We start from the raw sequence: 18,699 nt of genomic DNA, 5'->3' as shown, positions 1-18,699 counted from the left end.
ACACCGGAGTGCCGCTCTATAATTCTTTCAGGCGCAGGCAACCCGCCTCTCTTCGCGCACATGGGACGCACAGCACCACCATGAAAAAAGACGGCCACCTCTGAAAGTCAGCCGTCCATGCCTTCACAACAGCGTTTTCAAGATCGCACTCCTTCCGACGGGAGCGCATTCCCTCACTATTGCCCACGCAATCTAAGCCTGCCTGCGCCGATTGAATGGGCATGGAGATACACGGACCCATGACCGACTCCGCTTCCCTGGCTCTCTTCGGCCTGCTCGCCTTCATGCTGTTACTGCACGCACTGGGCATGACACTCCCCTTCGCTCAGATCTTCGCGTTTCTCTCCGGTTCGGCACGCCAGCTTGCCGCTCTCGCTGCATTCACTGCGCTGCTGGCATACCTTCTGAAACTGTAATTTCTGCGTTCAGGGCGGCATTTTCTCAGACATGGGAGAGTACCGCCCTCAGCGTTCTACACTGCTGTTGATGAAGCAGTACCTCGATCTGATGCGGCATGTGCTGGAGCACGGCACCGTGAAAACCGACCGGACCGGCACCGGCACCCGCTCGGTGTTCGGCGCGCAGATGCGCTTCGACCTGCGCGACGGCTTCCCACTGGTCACCACCAAGAAAGTCCACCTGAAAAGCGTGATCTACGAACTCCTGTGGTTCCTGCGCGGCGAGAGCAACGTCCGGTGGCTCCAGGAGCGCGGCGTGAGCATCTGGGACGAATGGGCCGCCCCGGACGGCGAGCTTGGCCCGGTGTACGGCGTGCAGTGGCGCAGCTGGCCCACCCCGGACGGTGGCAGCATCGACCAGATCGCGCAGGTGATCGAGCAGATCAAACGCACCCCGGACAGCCGCCGCCTGATCGTGAACGCCTGGAACGTGGCGCAGATCGACGACATGGCCCTGCCGCCCTGCCACACCATGTTCCAGTTCTACGTCGCGGACGGGCGGCTGAGCTGCCAGCTGTATCAGAGATCGGTCGATTGTGGTCTGGGGTTGCCGTTCAATATTGCCTCGTACGCCCTGCTGACCTTGATGGTCGCGCAGGTCACGGGCCTTGAACCCGGTGAGTTCATTCATACGTCCGGGGACGCGCACATCTACCTGAATCACATTGATCAGGTGAAAGAACAGTTGACGCGCGAGCCGCACCCCCTCCCCGTGATGCACCTGAATCCAGACGTCAAGGATATTTTCGATTTCAAATACGAAGATTTCCGACTTGAAGGGTACAAGGCGCATCCTCATATCAAGATGGCCGTTTCCGTCTGACGTGAGTGGGGAGGGCGACGTGACCGGAGGAATCTACGAAATTCGCCACCGTGAGAGCGGCCGGTATTACGTGGGGCGCACCGAGTGCTTCCGGAGTCGTTTTCGCCAGCACCGTTCTGATCTGCGGTGCGGGCGGCACCACTGCGTCTTTCTTCAGCGGGCGTGGAACAAGTACGGCGCGCAGGCCTTCTCGTTCCATATCGTGACGGTATGCAGTCTCAGTGAAGCGGTTGATATCGAGACGGCCAGACTGGCGCAGGAAGACCCACTGAGGTACAACGTCAGCCGGGTGTCCAGCGGCGGGGACCTGTTACGGCACCATCCGGATCGGGAGGCCATCCTGACCCGCCGCAGGGCCTCCTCGGCGCGCTTCATGCGGAGCCTGAGTGCGCAGGAGCGGATTCGTCTCTATGGCTGCCCCGGTGAGAAGAACGGCATGTACGGCCGAACCCACAGTGAGGAGAGTCGGCGGAAAATGTCCGAGACGTCGCGCCTGACGGTGAAGAGGGGGAAGGACAGTCCGAATTACGGTCTGAAACGGTCCCCCGAGACTCGGGCTCGACTGTCGGAACTCGCCTCGGCCCGAACGGGCGAGCGCAATCCATTCCACGGCCGCACCCACAGTGCAGCAACGAAGGAGAAACTGGCGATGGCCAACAGAGGACGAACACCGACGAATTCCCGTCCCGTTCAGGTGGAGGCCCAGCGGTTCCCATCGGTCACTGCGGCGGCCCGGCACCTCGGGGTCACGCCTGCTCTGGTGATCTACCGGATCAAATCGCCCAAGTACGCGTACGCTTACGCCCTGCCGCAGCAGGATCACCGGGAGACCCTGTGACCCGTCCGTCCTTCGATGAGCTGGGGCTGGCGACGGCGCGGCTGTGGGCGTCGCGGAGTGCGGACAGCAAGGTGCGGGTGGGGGCGTGCATTCTGGACCGGCATCACCGGGTGGTGGGGGTGGGGTACAACGGGCGCGCGGCGGGCGAGCCGAACGAGCGTGAGAGTCTGGAGCAGGGGCACAGCGGGTTCATTCACGCGGAGGTCAATGCGCTGCTGGCCGCGAACTGGAACGGCGAGGGGCATACGTTGTACGTGACGCATGAGCCGTGCGCGGCGTGTGCGCGGCTGATCGTGAATTCGCGGCGGGTGGGGCGCGTGATTTTCGAGTCGGCGTACCGGGAGTCGGTGCGGGTAGAGTCAGGCCTGCCGAGCGGTGAGCAGATCCTGCGGGATGCGGGGATTGAGGTGCGGCATGTCCCTGGGGCCTGAGCAGATGGGGCCGGAACTGGTCGGCATTGTGGCTGTGACCGAGAACGGCGTGATCGGGCGGGGCGGGGGGATGCCGTGGCATCTGCCGGCGGATCTGGCGCACTTCCGCTCGCACAGTCGCGGGAAACCGAACGTGATGGGCCGGAAGGTGTGGGATTCGCTGGGCGGGCGGCCGCTGCCGGGGCGGAAGAACATCGTCCTGACCCGTAACGGGGCGTTCAGTGCGCCGGGCGCGCAGGTGGCGCACTCGCCGCAGGAGGCGCTGGCCCTGGCCGGGGACGTGCCGGAGGTGGCGATCATCGGCGGGGCCGAGGTGTACGCGCTGTTCCTGCCGCTGATCACCCGCTTCGAGCTGACGCTGATTCACGCGCGGCTGGACGGGGACACGTTCATGCCGGACCTGGGGAGCGGCTGGGTGGTCACGCAGGAAACGCAGCGCGCGGCCGATGACGCGAACCCGTTCGACCTGACGTTCCGCACACTGATCCGCAGCTAAGGGTCGGGCGTCAGCCGGGGGGGTGGGGGTCCGTGTCGGCCTTCCAGCCGTTCCGGCCGGCGGCCTTGGCGCGGTACAGGGCGTGGTCGGCGCGGGTGATCAGGGCGGGCAGGGTATCGCCGGGGCGGGTGACGGTCAGGCCGATGCTGACGGTCAGGTGGCCCACGCCGGGCCAGTCGTGCGCGGCGAAGGCGCGGCACAGGCGGTCGGCCTGCTCGTGGGCGGGGGTGTCGCCGGTGGCGGGCAGCGCGGCCAGGAATTCCTCGCCGCCCCAGCGGCCGACCTGTCCGGCCGGACCGAGGACGTCGGTCATGAGCCGTCCGGCCAGGATCAGGACCTGATCGCCGACCTGATGGCCGTGCTGGTCGTTCACGCGTTTGAAGTGGTCGAGGTCCAGCAGCAGGACCGCGCCGCCCGCGCCGGGGGTCAGCAGGGCCTCCACGGCCGGGTACAGGCCGCGCCGGTTGGGCAGGCCGGTCAGCTGGTCGGTGTACGCGAGCTGCTGCGCGAGAAGCAGGCGGGTACGTTGCGCCTCGAACTGCCCCCGGTACCACGAGAGGGCGTGCACGAACACCAGGGTGATGCCGGCCGTCAGTTGCACGCGCACCAGATCGGCCGACACCGGCTGGTCGGTCAGCAGCAGTCCGCCGAGCGGCAGGGCGCAGCTCAGCAGGTACGCGGCGACGCTGTACAGCCCGGCGAGGCGGGTGCGGTAGATCAGGTGCGCGACCATGCAGATCGTGACGAGCATCCAGTACGGCGAGTCGTTGCGGGCCAGGGCGTTCGGATCGGGGCCGAACGACTGCTCCAGCAGTTGCGCGAAGTGCGCGGCGTTCATGCACAGGAACACGGCGCGCTCGATGAACGTGACGGACCGGCGCGCCAGCAGCCAGCCGGTGCTGAACAGCACCATGACGGTCAATGCCGGAACGAACACGGTGGTGTACAGGTCCCCGCGCCCCTGGAGCTGCCCGACGGCGTACACGATGATCAGGACGGCCAGCCCGCCGATGAGTGCCACCAGGTACGCGCGGCGACGCAGTTCGTCGGGCGGCAGCAGCGGCTTCTCCGGGGTGGGCGGAGTGGGCCGCGGCCGGGGGGGGGCGTTCATGGTGCTCCTCAGCTTACGGGGTGCGGGGCGGCGCGTCTTGCCCCCGTGCGGGGCAGCGCCCGCCCTGAACGGGCCTGGAGCGGGAGGTCCGCCGGTTACACTGCCCGCTATGGGTCACATGCAGCTGGTGCAGGAGCAGAAGGGCAACGGGTTGACGTTACGCATTCACGCGCTGACGCACGTCACGCGGTTCTCGCACGGCAGTGACGGCCTGAACGAGTCCCGCGAGATGGACGGCCGGTTCACGGTCGAGGCGGAACTGCACGGCAGCGGCGTGCTGATCGAGCCGGGCGCGTTCCAGTACTCGGTGGGGCAGGTGCAGGCGGCCGTGGAGCAGCAGCAGCAGGGCGGGTTCCTGCGCCGCGCCATCGCGACCGCCGGGACGGGCGAGAGTGCCTTCGCCACGCGCTTCACCGGGCAGGGGAAGGTCTGGACGGAACCCACGCGGCGGCACTTCATCATTGCGGAGTCCACCGGGGACGCCGGGGACGACATGATCCTGGACGACCGGGCCTTCTACCTCGCGCAGGACACCATGCAGCTCGGCGTGCACACGCACAACACGGTGTCGGGCGCGCTGTCCGGGAACGGGTTGCGGCAGCCCAAGCTGACCGGACGGGGCATCTTCGTGGTCGAGTCGCCGGTGCCCGTCTCGGAGGTCGAGGTGATCGAACTGAACGGGCGGGACTCGGTGATCGTGGACGGCGACATGATCCTGATGTACTCCGCGTCGCTGCGGGTGGAACTGCGGCCCCTGGTGCGCGGCGTGCGCAACGCCATGCGCAGCGGCGAGGGGCTGGTGTTCGTGATCAGCGGGACCGGCACGGTGTTCCTGACCCCCACGCACCGCAACGTGTCGGTGGCCAGTACGGGCCTGACCTGAGCGCCGGTTGCGGGCGGCCGGGCGTCCACCGTGCCTGTCCCGCAGTCCGGGCCTGCCGGGACTGGCACAATGCCGGGCATGAGTCTGGTTGATGTTGCCATTGTCGGGGCGGGTCCGGTGGGTCTGGCCGCCGCCATCGCCTGCAAACGCGCGGGCCTGAGTTACGTGGTGCTGGAGAAGGGCTGCGTCGTGAACGCCATCTTCGAGTACCCGACGTACATGACGTTCTTCACGACCGCGCCGGAACTGGAGATCGGCAATCACCCGATGGTCACCGGGCACGACAAACCCGACCGCCGCGCCGCGCTGATGTACTACCGGCTGGTCACGCAGCGCGAGGCGCTGAACGTCGAGCAGTACACCGAGGTCACGCGCGTGCACGCCGCCCCGGCGGGCTTCACGCTGGCTGTCGAGACGCGGGACGGAACGCCCGGCGTGGTCGAGGCGCGGCGCGTGGTGGTCGCCACCGGCTACTACGACAACCCCATGCCGCTGGGCATTCCCGGGGAGGACGGCGAGAACGTCAGCCACTACTACACCGAGGCGCACCCGTTCATGGGCCTGAACGTCACGGTGATCGGAGCCGGGAACAGCGCCGCCGACGCCGCGCTGGACCTGTGGCGTGGCGGCGCGAACGTGACCATGGTCGTGCGCGCCCCGGAACTGAAGAGCACCATCAAGTACTGGGTGCGCCCGGACCTGGAAAACCGCATCCGGGAGGGCAGCATCACCGCGCACTTCAACTCGCAGGTCGTGCAGATCGCCGGGGATCACGTGCAGGTGCGCGGCCCGGACGGTCAGCTGTTCGCGCTGCCCACGCACTTCACGTTCGCGCTGACCGGGTACCGCCCGGACCTGTCGTTCCTGTCGGACCTGAACCTCGCGGCGCAGCCGGACGAGTGCCTGGTCCTCGACGACCACTACCAGAGCAGCGTGCCGGGCCTGTTCGTGGTGGGCAGCGCGGGCTTCGCCGGAAAGACCAATCAGGTGTTCATCGAGAACGGCCGTCACCACGCCGTGGCCGCCATCGCCGAGATCGAGCGGCAGCTGGCCGGGCAGCGCGACCTCCAGCCCGGCTGAACGGTCCCTCATGGCGGGGCGCGCGGCCCGTGAAATACTGCCGGGCATGATCCGGTCCCGCCGCATATGGTTCCTGAGCGCACTCCTGCTGGGCGGAACGGGAGGCGTGGCGCAGACGGGGGCCACCCAGCCGACCGTCCCGGCGCCGCCTGCCCAGACGGCGCCGGGCATTCCGGCCCTGCCGCCCGGCCCCGCTCCCGTGAACCCGGACCCCGTCACACCAGCGCCTGTCATGCCGGCTCCTGTCACGCCCGCGCCCGTCACTCCGGCGCCAGAGCCGACGCCTGCGCCGGTGACCCCAGCGCCTGTGACCCCAGCGCCGGACCCCACGCCTGCGCCCTCCCCCACCCCGGTCCCGGCCCCGGCGGTGCCCACCCCGGTCATCACGCCCGCCCCGGCGAAGATCACGGCCCCGCTGCTGATCAATGTCGAGGCGCAGTGGCCGGCGCTGGTGAACGGCAAGAAGACGACCGTGCCGTTCACGCGGACCCTGACCATTCCGGGCAAGCGCGTGGAGCTGCTGCGGCAGCGCGGCGTGATCACCGAAAGCCTGGAAGCGGACCTGCAACGCTTCGTGCGGGAACTGCCCACCACCCCGCAGGACGCCCGTTTCGAGGAACTGTGGAGCGGCTGGGCGGTCGTGCAGCGCAACGGCCTGTCCGTGAACATGGACCGGACCCGCGCGAACCTGCTGGCCGCCCTGAAGGACCCGCGCGGCGTGAAGGTGAACGTGGTGCTGGGCGCGCAGACCGCACCTAAACGCACCCTGAGCTTCTTCTTGTCGCGTGGTGTCACCGCGCACCTGGGGACCGGCGAGACGAACTACTACGGCAGCAGCCCGGCGCGCGTGACGAACATCCACGTCGGGTCGCGGCCCTTCCAGGACCGGCTGGTGGAGGGCCGGACCGTCTCGTTCAATCAGATGGTCGGCCCGATCACCACCGGCGCGGGTTTCGTAACCGGGCTGGTCATCTCGGGGGAACGCACCGCCGACGGCGTGGGCGGCGGCATCTGTCAGGTCAGTACCACGGTGTTCCGCGCGCTGTACGGCGCGGGCCTGCCCATCCTGGAACGCCGCAACCACTCGTATCAGGTGCGCTACTACGATCCGCAGGGACTGGACGCCAGCATCTACCAGCCCAGCCTGGACCTGCGCTTCACGAACGACACGGGCGGCGCGCTGTGGTTCCAGACCGACTGGAACGACCAGGAATCGCGCCTGACCGTCCACGTGTTCGGCAAGGCGCGTGACTTCATGGTGCAGATCGGCGCGCCGAAGACCCTGAGCACCACCCCCCCACCCCGCGACCGCCTGATTCCGGACGCCAGCGTCCCGGCCGGGCAGCGCCGTCAGGTGGACTGGGCCGCGCCGGGCGCCGTGATCGAGGTCACGCGGTCCTTCGTGCGCGGCGGCAAGGTGTTCAAGCAGGACACCCTGAAGAGCACGTACCGCCCCTGGCCGAACATCTTCCTCGTGGGCCGCTGACAGCGGTTTTCAGGGGTGTTGAGGGGTTCCCTCAGCACCCCTGAAACGAGCGAAGCGAGAAGCCGTCCACAACAGCGGTTGGAAGTGGAATTGAAGGGCGTGCTGTTGGCCCTTTAATGGAACTGGAAACCGCTGTGAGCAGCCGCAACGGGAAGGGGCCGCGCAAGCATGACGCGGCCCCTTCCCCGTTCATCCCCGTGCCTATTCCTCGGCGGCGTATCCGAGGAGGTTCAGCAGGCGGTCGAGTTCCTCGCGGGACCCGAAGTTCAGTTCCACGCGCCCCCGGTCCTCACCCGTGATGCGCACGCGGGTGCCGGTGCGGCGGCTCAGGTCCAGTTCCAGCTGCCGGTAGGCGCGCGGCGGATTCACCTTGACGGGCGCGTCGGCGCGGCGTTCGCGTTTCAGGGCCTCGGCGTCCCGGACGCTCAGGTTGCGGCTGGTGATCTGCTCGAGCGCCCAGGCGCGGTCCGTGTCGGGTTGCGAGAGGATCGCGCGGGCGTGCCCGGCGCTGATCTGCCCGGCGTCCAGGGCGCGCAGGGCGGCGTCGGGCAGGGTCAGCAGGCGCAGGGCGTTCGACACGGCGCTGCGGCTCTTGCCGACCGCCTGCGCCACGCCCTCCTGGTTCAGGCCCTGTTCCATCAGGGTCTGGTACGCGCGGGCCTCTTCCAGCGGGCCGAGGTCCTCGCGCTGGAGGTTCTCGACGATGGCGATCTCCAGCGCCTCTCGGTCCCCGAGGTCGCGGATGATGACAGGAACCTCGGTCAGGCCGGCCAGCTGACTGGCGCGCCAGCGGCGTTCCCCGGCGACGATCTCGAAGTGTTCGGCGCGCGGGCGGACCAGCAGGGGTTGCAGCACGCCCTTGTCGCGGATGCTCTGCGCGAGTTCCGCCAGCGCCTCGGGCGCGAACACCTGACGGGGCTGGTAGGCGGCCTGCACGATCTGGGTGATCTTCAGGGTCTGCACCTGCGGGCCGCCCGCCTCGGGTTGCGGTTCGGCGGGGCGGGCCAGCAGGGCGTCCAGGCCGCGTCCCAGGCTAGATTTTTTCGACACGCTGCATCACCTCCTCGCTCAGTCGTTTGTACGCGGCGGCCCCGGCGGACAGCGGCGCGAAGGCGTTGATGGGTTTGGCGTAGCTGGGCGCCTCCGAGAGGCGCACGTTGCGCGGGACGACCGACCAGAACACCAGTTCCCCGAAGTGCTGCCGGACCATGCTCTCGACTTCCTGCGAGAGGTTCGTGCGGCCGTCGAACATGGTCAGCACGACGCCCAGCACCTTCAGGCGCGGGTTCAGGCCGCCCTGCACGCGCTCGACGGTTTCCATCATGCCAGCCAGTCCCTCCAGGGCGTAGTACTCGGCCTGCAACGGGATCAGCAGCGCGTCCGAGGCGGCCAGGACGTTCACGGTCAGCGGCCCCAGGCTGGGCGGCGCGTCGATCAGGACCACGTCGTAGCCGCTGACGCTGGCGAGCAGGCGGGCCAGGGCGTCCGGGTCCTCGGCGAGTTCCACTCCGGCCCCGGCGAGGTCGGGCGTGGCGGGCAGGACCCGCAGGCCCGCCTGTGCGGTGTCCAGCGTGAATTCTGCCGCGCGGGCCGGTTCGCCCAGCGCCTCGTACAGGCCCTGGGCAGCGCCGCGCAGGCCCAGGCCGCTGGTGGCGTTGCCCTGCGGGTCCATGTCGAGCAGCAGCACGCGCTTGCCCCCGGCGGCGAGGTACGCGGCGAGGTTCACGGCGGTGGTGGTCTTGCCGACCCCGCCCTTCTGGTTGACCACGCCGAGGACCTTCATGCGGCCGCCTGGGTGGGGGCGGGTCGCCCCGCGTGGGTAGGGTTGCCTGGAAGTCTCATGCGTGTCACCGTGCCGTCCAGAATAGCGGTTGCTGGTTGGGCACGCCTTCACGCCTGGGGTACTTCGCGGGCGTGGGGCCGGTCTTCTCGATGACGACCAGGGTGCGGGCGTCGCCCAGGACGGGCAGCGTGAAGGCGTCCACGACGGTCACGCGCCCGCCCACCTCTCCGGCGGCGCGGCGGCCGGCACGCAGTTCGTCCTCGCTGATGGGGCCCTTCTGCGCGACGAGTCGCCCGCCGGTCTTCAGCAGCGGCAGGCCCAGTTCGGCCAGGATGGGCAGGGCCGCCACGGCGCGGCACACCACGCGGTCGTAGCCCTCGCGGTGGTCGGCGTCGCGGCCCAGCGTTTCGGCGCGGCCCACCTGGGGGCTGACGTTGGTCAGGTTCAGGGAGGCGGCGGCGGCCCGCACGAAGTCGATCTTCTTGCGGATGGAGTCCAGCGGCGTGAAGTCCGTCTGCGGGTTCATGATCGCCAGCGGCAGGCTCGGGAAGCCGGCGCCGGTGCCGATGTCCAGCACGCGCAGGCCCTCGCCGTCCAGGTGTCCGCCGCGCAGGCAGCTGAGGGAATCCACGAAGTGCTTCAGGACGATGTCCGACTCGGTCTTCAGGGCGGTCAGGTTCACGCGGCTGTTCGCCTCGACGAGCAGGTCGAGCAGCGCGGCGAAGGCCGGCACCCGCGCGTCCACGTTCAGGCCCAGTTCGGCCGCACCCTGGCGCAGCAGCGCCTCGCCTTCGGGGGTCACAGTTTGTACCTGAGTTTCATTTCCTGGTACCTCTCGTATACGTATTCATCGGTGTCCTCCAGCGGCAGGGCGTCCAGCATGGGCAGCAGCGTGTCGCGCAGCACCTGCCCGCGTGCCATCCACTGAAAATACCGCCTGCCGCCATGGTCGTACGGCCCGTACAGTTTCGAGCCGGGCACGAGTTCCAGCAGCCGCTCGAACAGGCGCTGGTGGCGGGTGTGCATCCGCAGCGTGATCTGGGGCTGGCGGCCGTCCCCGCCGAACGATCCCTCGCCGATCAGGATGCCCAGCAGCAGGCCACGGTGAAAGTCGCTGAGCGGGCGGTCCGCCGCGGGTGGGGTGGGGGGTGACGTGTCTGTGATGGCGACCTCCGGCGGGGCACCCTGCTGTGGACCGGGCGCCCCGTGTTTCACCGTCAAGTTTCCCGTGAAACGTCCGGGCCGTCAAGCCGGGGCACAGGCGGCGGGGCGCACTCACCGGTGCGGCCCACGGTCCTCCTCTTCAGGCAGAGGTGTGTTTCACCGTCAGGTTTCCCGTGAAACGCTCCGCCCCTTCAGATGCACCAGCAGCGCGCTGATGTCGGCGTGGCGCACCCCGGAGATGCGGCTGGCCTGCTCGACCGTCTGCGGTTGCAGGCGCACCAGCTTCTCGCGGGCCTCGTTCGACAGCGCCCCGATGGATGCGAAGTCCACACCGCCCAGGCTCAGGTCGCGCGAACGGTCCTCGGCCCGCAGCTGAATCTCGGCGCGGCGGATGTAGCCGGCGTACTTCACGCGGATCTCGACTGCCTCACGCTCGGCCACCGAGAGCTCCGGCAGGGTCACACCCAGCGCCTCCACGTCCGGCAGCGAGAACTCCGGGCGGCGCAACCACGCGTCGCCAGTCTGCCCCTGCACCCGCTGCGCCGCCAGCGCGTCGATGCCGGCCTGCACGCGCGCGTACTTCGCCTCGACCCGCGCGACCTCGGCGGCGTCCACCAGTCCCAGGGCGTGCCCGATGGGCGTCATGCGCTCGTCGGCGTTGTCCTGCCGGACCAGCAGGCGGTGCTCCACGCGGCTGGTCATCATGCGGTACGGCTCGTTGCTACCCTTGAACACCAGTTCGTCCAGTAGCACCCCGATGTACCCGGTCTCACGCCCGATGAACTGTTCGGCCTCTCCCCCGGCGCGGCGGGCGGCGGCGGTCCCGGCGATCAGTCCCTGCGCGGCCGCCTCCTCGTAGCCGCTGGTGCCGTTGATCTGCCCGGCCGTGAACACGCCCGGCATCCGCTTCGATTCCAGGTTCAGGGTGAGTTCCAGGGAGTCCACCACGTCGTACTCGACCGCGTAGGCGTAGCGCTGGATCACGGCCCGCTCGAAGCCCGGCAGCGTGCGTACCAGGGCGTCCTGCAGGTGCGGCGGCAGCGACGAGCTGAAGCCCTGCAGGTACACCTCGCTGGTCTGCACGCCGTCCGGCTCCACGAACAGCAGGTGCCGGTCGTGGTGGGCGAAACGCACGACCTTGTCCTCGATGCTGGGGCAGTAACGCGGCCCCAGGCCCTCGATGTCCCCGGCGTACATGGGCGACTCGTGGATGTTCTCGTGGATCAGGCGGTGCGTTTCCGGGGTGGTGTGCGTCTGCCAGGTGGGGGACTCGGCGGCGCGCGGGCCGGGCGTGCCGGTGAAACCGCGCGGGTTGGGGTCGGCGGGGATTTCCAGCAGCTCGGCGAAGTTCACGGCGTCGGCACGCACGCGGGGCGGCGTGCCGGTCTTGAAGCGTTTCAGGACGTGCCCGGCGCGGGCCAGCGGCGCGGACAGGAAGCGCGAGGGCGGCTCGCCCTGACGGCCCTCGGCGCGCGACTGCCGCCCGTACCACGTCACGCCGCGCATGAAGGTCCCGGCCGCCACGACCACGCTGCGCGCCGCCAGCCGGCGCCCGTCGGTGGTGACGACCAGCCAGCCGCCCTGCCCGTCGCTTTCCAGGTCGGCCGCCTCGCCGCGCAGGATGTCGATGTTCGGGTGCCCGAAGATCACGTCCTGCGCCCGCTCGGCGTAGGCGTCGCGTTCGTTCTGCACGCGCAGGGACTGCACGGCCGGGCCCTTGCTGGCGTTCAGCACGCGGGTGTGGATGGCAGTCTCGTCGGCCAGCCGGCCCATCAGGCCGCCCATGGCCTGCAACTCGAACACCAGCTGGCTCTTGCCGGGGCCGCCCACCGCCGGGTTGCACGGCATGCGACCCACCGTGGCGGGGTTGCCGATCAGCAGGGCCACGCGGGAGAACTTCGCGGCGGCCCACGCCGCTTCCAGGCCCGCGTGTCCACCACCGATCACAATCACATTCCAGCCACTCATCTCAACTGGTCAGTGTACCGGGCGGCCGGCTTGGGCAGGGTGACCCGCATTCCCGAACGCGGCCCGGCCCGGCGGGGGTGTGTGGCCACCATGAGCGCCGTGAAGGCCCCTTAAGATGGGGCATGGATTTTGCTGCGCTGCGCGCTGACCTGATCGGTACCGACGTCCTGATCGACACGCCCTTCGGGGAGCGGCGCGTGACGTACGCCGATTACGTCGCGTCAGGCCGGGCGCTGCACTCGGTCGAGCGCCGCCTGGAGACGCTGGCCCTGCCGCTGTACGCGAACACCCACACCGAGGACAGCGCCACGGGCGCGCACCTGACGCACCTGACCCATCAGGCGGCCGGGTACGTCAAGGAGCAGCTGGGCGCGGACAGCACCTGCAAGCTGGTGTTCTGCGGGTCCGGCAGTACGGCCGCCGTGCGCCGCATGCAGGACATCCTGGGGCTGGTCGTGGGCGGCCCGCACCGTCAGACCGTGCTGGACGCCCTGCCGGACTCGCAGCGGCCCGTGGTGTTCGTCGGGCCGTACGAGCATCACAGCAACGAGATCAGCTGGCGCGAGACACTGGCCGAGGTCGTCGAGATTCCGCTGTGCGAACGCGGCAACCTGGACCTGGACGCCCTGGTCGGCGCGCTGAAGGACCCCCGCTACGCCGGACGGCCGAAGATCGGGTCGTTCAGCGCGGCCAGCAACGTGACGGGCCTGCTGACCGACACCCGGTCGGTGGCGCGGCTGCTGCACGCACACGGGGCGTTCGCGTTCTTCGATTTCGCGGCCAGCGGGCCGTACGTGAAGATCGACATGAAACCCGGCCGCCCCGACGGGTACGACGCAGTGTTCCTCAGTCCGCACAAGTTCGCGGGTGGGCCGGGCACGCCGGGCCTGCTGTGCTTCCGGCAGGAGCTGTACCGCCTGAGCGTTCCCAGCACGCCGGGCGGCGGAACGGTGCGTTTCGTGAACCGGACGGCGCAGCTGTACGTCGAGGACATCGAGGCCCGCGAGGACGCCGGCACGCCTGCCATCCTGGGCAAGCTGCGCACGGCGCTGGCGTTCCGGGTCAAGGAAGAGCTGGGCACCGAGGCACTGACCGCCCGTGAGCACGAACTGTACGCCCGCGCCCTGGACAGGCTGCGCCCGAACCCGCGCCTGCGGCTGCTGGGCAACCTGGACGCGCCCCGGCTGGCGTTCCTGTCGTTCCTGACCTTCACGTCTGCGGGCACGCAGCTGCACCCCCGGCTGGTCGTGCGGCTGCTGAACGACCTGTTCGGCATCCAGGCGCGCGGCGGCTGCGCCTGCGCCGGGCCGTACGGGCACGCGCTGCTGGAGATCGACGACCGGCGCAGCGAGCAGTTCATGCAGTGCGCCGTGAATCACCTGGACGGCGTGAAGCCCGGCTGGACCCGCCTGAACCTCGCGCCGTGGGCGACCGACGAGGAGGTGGAGTTCCTGCTGGACGCCATGGAGTTCGTGGCCGAGTACGGCGAGCGGTTCGTGGCGCTGTACAACTTCGACTGGGCCAGCGGCGCCTGGACTCACCCGGCGGACCGCGCGCCCATGAACCTGTTCGGCGAGGACCGCCCCAAGCGGCAGGCGGGGCCGGTGCCGTTCGGGGCGTACCTGCGCGAGGCGCGGGCGCTGGCCGGGGGGCTGGCCCCGGCAGGGGAGGGGAGGCCCGTTCCGGCGGGTGTGCCCGACGGACTGGTGTTCTTCGCACACTGAAGCCCGAGAGCAGAGGAGCGGGCCAGCCGGGCTAGGGCGGCTGACCCGCTCGCCTTTCCGTCCGGCCTGAGTGGACAGAATGCGGGCTTCCGGCCTTCCGGGAGGCGGCTGGAGGGGGCCGGGCCGGGCCGCGGGGCTGCCGCAGGCCAGCCGGGTTTCCCGCGCGGGGGGCAAACCGTCTAAAATGCCTAACGAGCGTTTGCTAGACAGATCTATCAGGGGAGGAGCCGGCCACCGCGCCGCGCTTCCCGCTCCCTGTCAGGAGGCCCCAGCCCATGATTCAGCCCTTCACCCCTGAACCCATCCGCTTCGTGGCGGAGGACGGCACGCCGGTCCAGCCGCTGCCCGCGCGGTTCACGCCCGAGCTGCTGCGCGAACTGCACGCCCTGATGCTGCGCGCCCGCGAGTTCGACCGCAAACTCATCACGCTGCTCCGCCAGGGGCGCACCACCTTCTACGCGCAGTCCAGCGGCATGGAAGCCACCCAGGTGGGCCTGGCCCGCTCGATCCGCGTGGGCCACGACTGGGTCTGGCCGTACTACCGCGACCACACCCTGGGCCTCGCCATGGGCGTCCCGATGGCCGAACTGCTCAGCCAGTGCCTCGGCACGAACAGCGACTCCTCGCGCGGCCGCCAGATGCCGCACCACTTCGCGGCGCAGGCGCAGAACTTCGTGAGCATCAGTTCCAGCATCGCCTCGCAGGTGCCGCCCGCCGCCGGGAACGCCATGGCGCAGAAGTACCTGGGCGTGGACGAACTCACGGTCTGCACTTTCGGGGACGGCGCGACCAGCGAGGGCGACTGGCACGCCGGACTGAACATGGCCGGCGCCGCGAAGGCCCCCGCGATGTTCGTCTGCGAGAACAACCAGTGGGCGATCAGCACCTCCATCCGCGAGCAGACGGCCAGCGAGACCATCCACATCAAGGCGAAGGCCTACGGCATGCCCGGTTACTACGTGGACGGCAACGACATCGTGGCCGTCATGGAGGTCTGCGCCTACGTGGCCGACCAGATCCGCGCCGGGCACGGTCCCGCGCTCGTCGAGTGCCTGACCTACCGTGTGGGCTCTCACAGCAACGCCGACGCGGACGCCGAGAAGCACTACCGCACCCGCGAGGAGGTCGAGGAGTGGCTGGGCCGCGACCCGATCACCCGCGTCGAGAAACTGCTGGAGCATCTGGGCCACCCGGTCAGCGCCGAGGAACGCGCCGCACTGATCGCCCAGACGCACCGCGAGGTCGACGAGCAGGTCCTGAAAGCCGAGGCGACCGGTCAACCCGACTGGCGGATCATGTTCGAGGACGTGTACGCCGACCTGCCGGGCCACCTGCGCGACCAGGAAGCCTTCCTGCGCGCCGAGCAGACCGGCCAGAACGGTCAGGGAGGACGGGCATGACCGCCACGCAGGAACGCACCCCCACCCAGGGGACCGACGCCGACAGCGGCGCGCGCACCATCAACCTGATTCAGGCCGTGACCGAGACCATCGCCGAGGAGATGGAACGCGACAGCCGCGTCGTGCTGTTCGGCGAGGACGTCGGCGCGCGCGGCGGCGTGTTCATGGCGACCGCCGGCCTGCAGGAACGCTTCGGGCCGCGCCGCGTGTTCGACACGCCCCTGAGCGAGGCCAGCATCGTGGGCGCCGCCGTGGGCATGGCCGTGCGCGGCCTGCGCCCCATCGCAGAAATTCAGTTCGCGGACTACATGGGGCCCGGCTTCGACCAGATCATCTCGCAGGCCGCCAAGATCCGTTACCGGTCGGGCGGGCAGTTCACGGCCCCCATGGTCATCCGCACGCCGTCGGGCGGCGGCGTGAAGGGCGGGCACCACCACAGCCAGAGCCCCGAGAGTTACTACACGCACACGCCGGGCCTGAAGGTCGTGATGCCCAGCACGCCCTACGACGCCAAGGGCCTGCTGCGCAGCGCCGTGCGCGGCGAGGACCCCGTGATCTTCTTCGAACCCAAACGCCTGTACCGCGCCGCCAAGGGCGAGGTGCCCGCCCACGACTACGTCGTGAAGTTCGGCGAGGCCGCCGTGCGCCGCGAGGGCACGGACCTGTCCCTGATCGGGTACGGGGGCGTCATGCCGGACCTGGAGAGGGCCGCCGACGCCCTGGCCGCCGAGGGTGTCAGCGTGGAGGTCATCGACCTGCGCTCGCTGGTGCCCTGGGACAAGGACCGCGTCCTGAGCAGCGTCGAGAAGACCGGCCGCGCCGTGCTCGTCAGCGAGGCGCCGCGCATCAGCAACTTCATGGGCGAGGTCGCGTACGTCATCCAGGAGCAGGTCTTCGATTCCCTGACCGCCCCGGTCGGACAGGTGGCGGGCTTCGACACGCCGTACCCGTACGTGCAGGACAAGGTGTACCTGCCCGGCCCGAACCGCATCGTGGCCGCCTGCGTCCGCGCGCTGAACTACTGACCGCCCCCTGAACGCCGTACCCTGAACCCCATGAAACCCGACCTGCTTCGTCCCCTGCTGGGCACCATCGGCCTGGTGATCGGCTTCGCGCTGTACGCCCTGGCGGGCCGGCTGGCCGAACCGTGGCAGAGCGCCGCGATCGGCGGCATGTTCGCCCTGCTGGGCGTCAGCGCCTGGGTGTACGCGCGCGGGGAACGCTGGATTCAGGGACTGGCCCTCCTGCTCATCATCTACGGGCTGCTGCGCACGTTCGTGCTGCGCTGAGCCCTCCCGAGGTTCCCCATGAAAGAAGTCCTGCTGCCCGAACTCGCTGAAAGTGTCGTCGAGGGCGAGATCCTCAAGTGGCTGGTGTCCGAGGGTGACACCATCGCGCTGGAACAGCCGCTGTGCGAGGTCATGACCGACAAGGTCACGGTCGAACTGCCCAGCCCCGTCGCGGGCGTGCTGCACCGGCGACTGGCCGGCGAGGGCGACGTGGTCGCCGTTCACGCCGCCATCGCCCTGATTGACGAGACCGGCGGGGCCACTCCCGAAGCCTCCGCCCCGGCGCCCGCCCCGCAGGCAACCGCAACTCAGGCGCCCTCCATTCAGGCGCAGGAGGAACGCGAGCAGATCGCGCCGGCGCCCGAGGACCGGGGCGGCAGCATCGTGGAGGCCGGGCACCTGGCCGGCAAGACCGACGACGATGCCAGCAGCCTGTTCAAGGCCTTCGCGTCCGACGAGCGGGTGCAGGTGCAGGGCCTCGGCGTGCGGGGCGCGCCGGCAGCCCAGGCCACGCCGGCCCAGCCGGCCCGCGCGGACGGCCGGGTGCTGGCCGTGCCCGCCGCGCGGCAGCTGGCGCGCGAACTGAACGTGACCCTGGCCGACGTGCGCGGCAGCGGCCCGAACGGCCGGATCCGTGTCGGGGACGTGCTGGCGCATCACCAGGGCGCAGGGGCGGCCGCCAGCGCGCCCGCGGTCTCCGCTCCGGCCAGCGCCGCACCCGCCGCGGCGCCAGCGGCCTCTGCCCCTGCACCGACAGCGCCCGCCGCGAAGGGCGCCGGTGGAATGCCGGTCGCGCCCGTGCAGTACCGCACGCCGAAGGGGTACGAGCACCTGGAAGACCGTGTGCCGCTGCGGGGGATGCGCCGCGCCATCAGCAACCAGATGCAGGCCAGCCACCTGTACACCGTGCGGACCCTGACGGTGGACGAGGTGAACCTCAGCAAACTGGTGGAGTTCCGCGCGCGCGTGAAGGACGACGCGGCGGCCGCCGGGGTGAAACTGTCGTACCTGCCGTTCATCTTCCGGGCGGTCGCGGCGGCGCTGCGCAAGTACCCGAGCCTGAACACGTCCTTCGACGAGGCCACGCAGGAGATCGTGCAGAAGCGCTACTACAACCTCGGCATGGCGGTCGCCACGGACGCCGGCCTGACCGTGCCGGTCATCCGGGACGTGAACCACAAGAGCCTGTTCGATCTGGCCCGCGAGGTCACGGACGTCGCCGGGCGCGCGCAGGCCGGCAAACTCCAGGCGGACGAACTGGCGGGCAGCACCTTCAGCGTCACGAACATCGGGTCCATCGGGGCGCTGTTCTCGTTCCCGATCATCAACGTGCCGGACGCCGCGATCCTGGGCATTCACTCCATCGTGAAGCGGCCCATCGTGGACGAGTACGACAACATCGTCGTGGCGCACATGATGTACCTGAGCCTGTCGTTCGATCACCGCCTCGTGGACGGCGCCGAGGCCGCCCGCTTCTGCAAGGAAGTGATCCGCCTGCTGGAGAACCCGGACCGCCTGATGCTCGAAGCCCTGTAAAGACGACCCAGAACGACCGACAGGGGAGAGGCCGGACCGTCGGTGTCCGGCCTGCCCTGCTGCGTGGGGGTTGGCGCGGCCCTTTCCTTCCGGCTCCGTGGGTTCCTTCAGGCTCGGTGGGCAATTGGGGCCGGGACTTCAGCGGCGCGTCAGGTCCAGGCGGTAGGCTGGGCAATCACAGGTCGGGAATCCCGTCCGGCCTGCCGCCCCCCGTTCCCCGCTGGCCCCA

General features: G+C 69.6%; 19 protein-coding genes. 13 read left to right on the top strand and 6 right to left on the bottom strand.

Features of this window, described 5'->3' with window-relative positions:
- The first annotated feature begins 239 nt into the window (after positions 1-239).
- The 5 genes from CBQ26_RS21925 (at position 240) to CBQ26_RS12630 (ending at position 3,046) form a co-directional block, all read left to right on the top strand.
- Positions 240-416: a hypothetical protein gene (locus CBQ26_RS21925; protein WP_172418066.1), complete on the top strand. Its 177-nt coding sequence runs from the start codon at positions 240-242 to the stop codon at positions 414-416.
- Positions 417-486: 70 nt separating this feature from the next.
- The gene (locus tag CBQ26_RS12645; protein ID WP_088248990.1) at positions 487-1,281 is read left to right on the top strand and encodes a thymidylate synthase; all 795 of its coding nucleotides are present in this window, start codon (positions 487-489) and stop codon (positions 1,279-1,281) included.
- A gap of 19 nt (positions 1,282-1,300) precedes the next feature.
- Positions 1,301-2,119, top strand: a complete 819-nt coding sequence (locus tag CBQ26_RS12640) for an NUMOD3 domain-containing DNA-binding protein (RefSeq protein WP_172418065.1) — start codon at positions 1,301-1,303, stop codon at positions 2,117-2,119.
- A complete protein-coding gene (locus CBQ26_RS12635; RefSeq protein ID WP_088248988.1) occupies positions 2,116-2,550 on the top strand; it encodes a dCMP deaminase family protein in 435 nt (144 codons plus the stop codon). The genes CBQ26_RS12640 and CBQ26_RS12635 overlap by 4 nt, the downstream gene beginning before the upstream one ends.
- Positions 2,534-3,046, top strand: coding sequence for a dihydrofolate reductase (locus CBQ26_RS12630; RefSeq protein ID WP_229844371.1), 513 nt, complete (start codon positions 2,534-2,536; stop codon positions 3,044-3,046). Before CBQ26_RS12635 ends, CBQ26_RS12630 begins: the two co-directional genes overlap by 17 nt.
- Positions 3,047-3,056: 10 nt before the next feature.
- On the opposite strand, the gene CBQ26_RS12625 is transcribed toward CBQ26_RS12630, so the two are convergent.
- On the bottom strand, positions 3,057-4,157 hold the full coding sequence (locus CBQ26_RS12625; protein ID WP_088248987.1) for a GGDEF domain-containing protein: 1,101 nt from the start codon (positions 4,155-4,157) through the stop codon (positions 3,057-3,059).
- 109 nt (positions 4,158-4,266) lie between these two features.
- Between CBQ26_RS12625 and CBQ26_RS12620 the strand changes: the two genes are divergently transcribed.
- From CBQ26_RS12620 to CBQ26_RS12610, 3 genes are all read left to right on the top strand, one after another.
- The gene (locus tag CBQ26_RS12620) at positions 4,267-5,040 is read left to right on the top strand and encodes an AIM24 family protein (protein ID WP_229844370.1); all 774 of its coding nucleotides are present in this window, start codon (positions 4,267-4,269) and stop codon (positions 5,038-5,040) included.
- A gap of 78 nt (positions 5,041-5,118) precedes the next feature.
- Positions 5,119-6,120 (top strand): YpdA family putative bacillithiol disulfide reductase, encoded by a 1,002-nt coding sequence (locus CBQ26_RS12615; RefSeq protein ID WP_088248986.1) that lies wholly within the window; start codon positions 5,119-5,121, stop codon positions 6,118-6,120.
- Between the two features lie 46 nt (positions 6,121-6,166).
- On the top strand, positions 6,167-7,606 hold the full coding sequence (locus CBQ26_RS12610; RefSeq protein WP_088248985.1) for a VanW family protein: 1,440 nt from the start codon (positions 6,167-6,169) through the stop codon (positions 7,604-7,606).
- A gap of 201 nt (positions 7,607-7,807) precedes the next feature.
- Here CBQ26_RS12610 and CBQ26_RS12605 read toward each other — a convergent pair whose 3' ends face one another.
- From CBQ26_RS12605 to mnmG, 5 genes are all read right to left on the bottom strand, one after another.
- A complete protein-coding gene (locus CBQ26_RS12605; protein ID WP_088248984.1) occupies positions 7,808-8,656 on the bottom strand; it encodes a ParB/RepB/Spo0J family partition protein in 849 nt (282 codons plus the stop codon).
- Positions 8,640-9,389: a ParA family protein gene (locus tag CBQ26_RS12600; RefSeq protein ID WP_088248983.1), complete on the bottom strand. Its 750-nt coding sequence runs from the start codon at positions 9,387-9,389 to the stop codon at positions 8,640-8,642. The genes CBQ26_RS12605 and CBQ26_RS12600 overlap by 17 nt, the downstream gene beginning before the upstream one ends.
- Positions 9,390-9,453: 64 nt before the next feature.
- Positions 9,454-10,191 (bottom strand): 16S rRNA (guanine(527)-N(7))-methyltransferase RsmG, encoded by a 738-nt coding sequence (gene rsmG / locus CBQ26_RS12595; RefSeq protein WP_088248982.1) that lies wholly within the window; start codon positions 10,189-10,191, stop codon positions 9,454-9,456.
- The gene (locus tag CBQ26_RS12590; protein ID WP_229844375.1) at positions 10,188-10,604 is read right to left on the bottom strand and encodes a hypothetical protein; all 417 of its coding nucleotides are present in this window, start codon (positions 10,602-10,604) and stop codon (positions 10,188-10,190) included. The genes rsmG and CBQ26_RS12590 overlap by 4 nt, the downstream gene beginning before the upstream one ends.
- Positions 10,605-10,715: 111 nt before the next feature.
- Entirely contained in the window at positions 10,716-12,521 is a 1,806-nt protein-coding gene (mnmG, locus tag CBQ26_RS12585) for a tRNA uridine-5-carboxymethylaminomethyl(34) synthesis enzyme MnmG (RefSeq protein WP_088248981.1), read from the bottom strand.
- A gap of 122 nt (positions 12,522-12,643) precedes the next feature.
- Between mnmG and CBQ26_RS12580 the strand changes: the two genes are divergently transcribed.
- From CBQ26_RS12580 to CBQ26_RS12560, 5 genes are all read left to right on the top strand, one after another.
- A complete protein-coding gene (locus CBQ26_RS12580; RefSeq protein ID WP_088248980.1) occupies positions 12,644-14,245 on the top strand; it encodes an aminotransferase class V-fold PLP-dependent enzyme in 1,602 nt (533 codons plus the stop codon).
- 275 nt (positions 14,246-14,520) lie between these two features.
- On the top strand, positions 14,521-15,645 hold the full coding sequence (locus CBQ26_RS12575) for a thiamine pyrophosphate-dependent dehydrogenase E1 component subunit alpha (RefSeq protein ID WP_088248979.1): 1,125 nt from the start codon (positions 14,521-14,523) through the stop codon (positions 15,643-15,645).
- A complete protein-coding gene (locus CBQ26_RS12570; RefSeq protein ID WP_088248978.1) occupies positions 15,642-16,670 on the top strand; it encodes an alpha-ketoacid dehydrogenase subunit beta in 1,029 nt (342 codons plus the stop codon). The genes CBQ26_RS12575 and CBQ26_RS12570 overlap by 4 nt, the downstream gene beginning before the upstream one ends.
- 30 nt (positions 16,671-16,700) lie before the next feature.
- Positions 16,701-16,934 carry a hypothetical protein gene (locus tag CBQ26_RS12565; RefSeq protein ID WP_088248977.1) on the top strand — a complete coding sequence of 78 codons (234 nt, stop codon included), beginning with the start codon at positions 16,701-16,703 and terminating at the stop codon, positions 16,932-16,934.
- An 18-nt stretch (positions 16,935-16,952) separates the two neighbouring features.
- Entirely contained in the window at positions 16,953-18,470 is a 1,518-nt protein-coding gene (locus CBQ26_RS12560; protein WP_088248976.1) for a dihydrolipoamide acetyltransferase family protein, read from the top strand.
- The last annotated feature ends 229 nt before the right edge of the window (positions 18,471-18,699 follow it).

The sequence above is a fragment of the Deinococcus indicus genome (assembly GCF_002198095.1).
Classification (GTDB): Bacteria; Deinococcota; Deinococci; order Deinococcales; family Deinococcaceae; genus Deinococcus; species Deinococcus caeni.
This window is presented reverse-complemented; position numbering and strand designations above follow the sequence as displayed.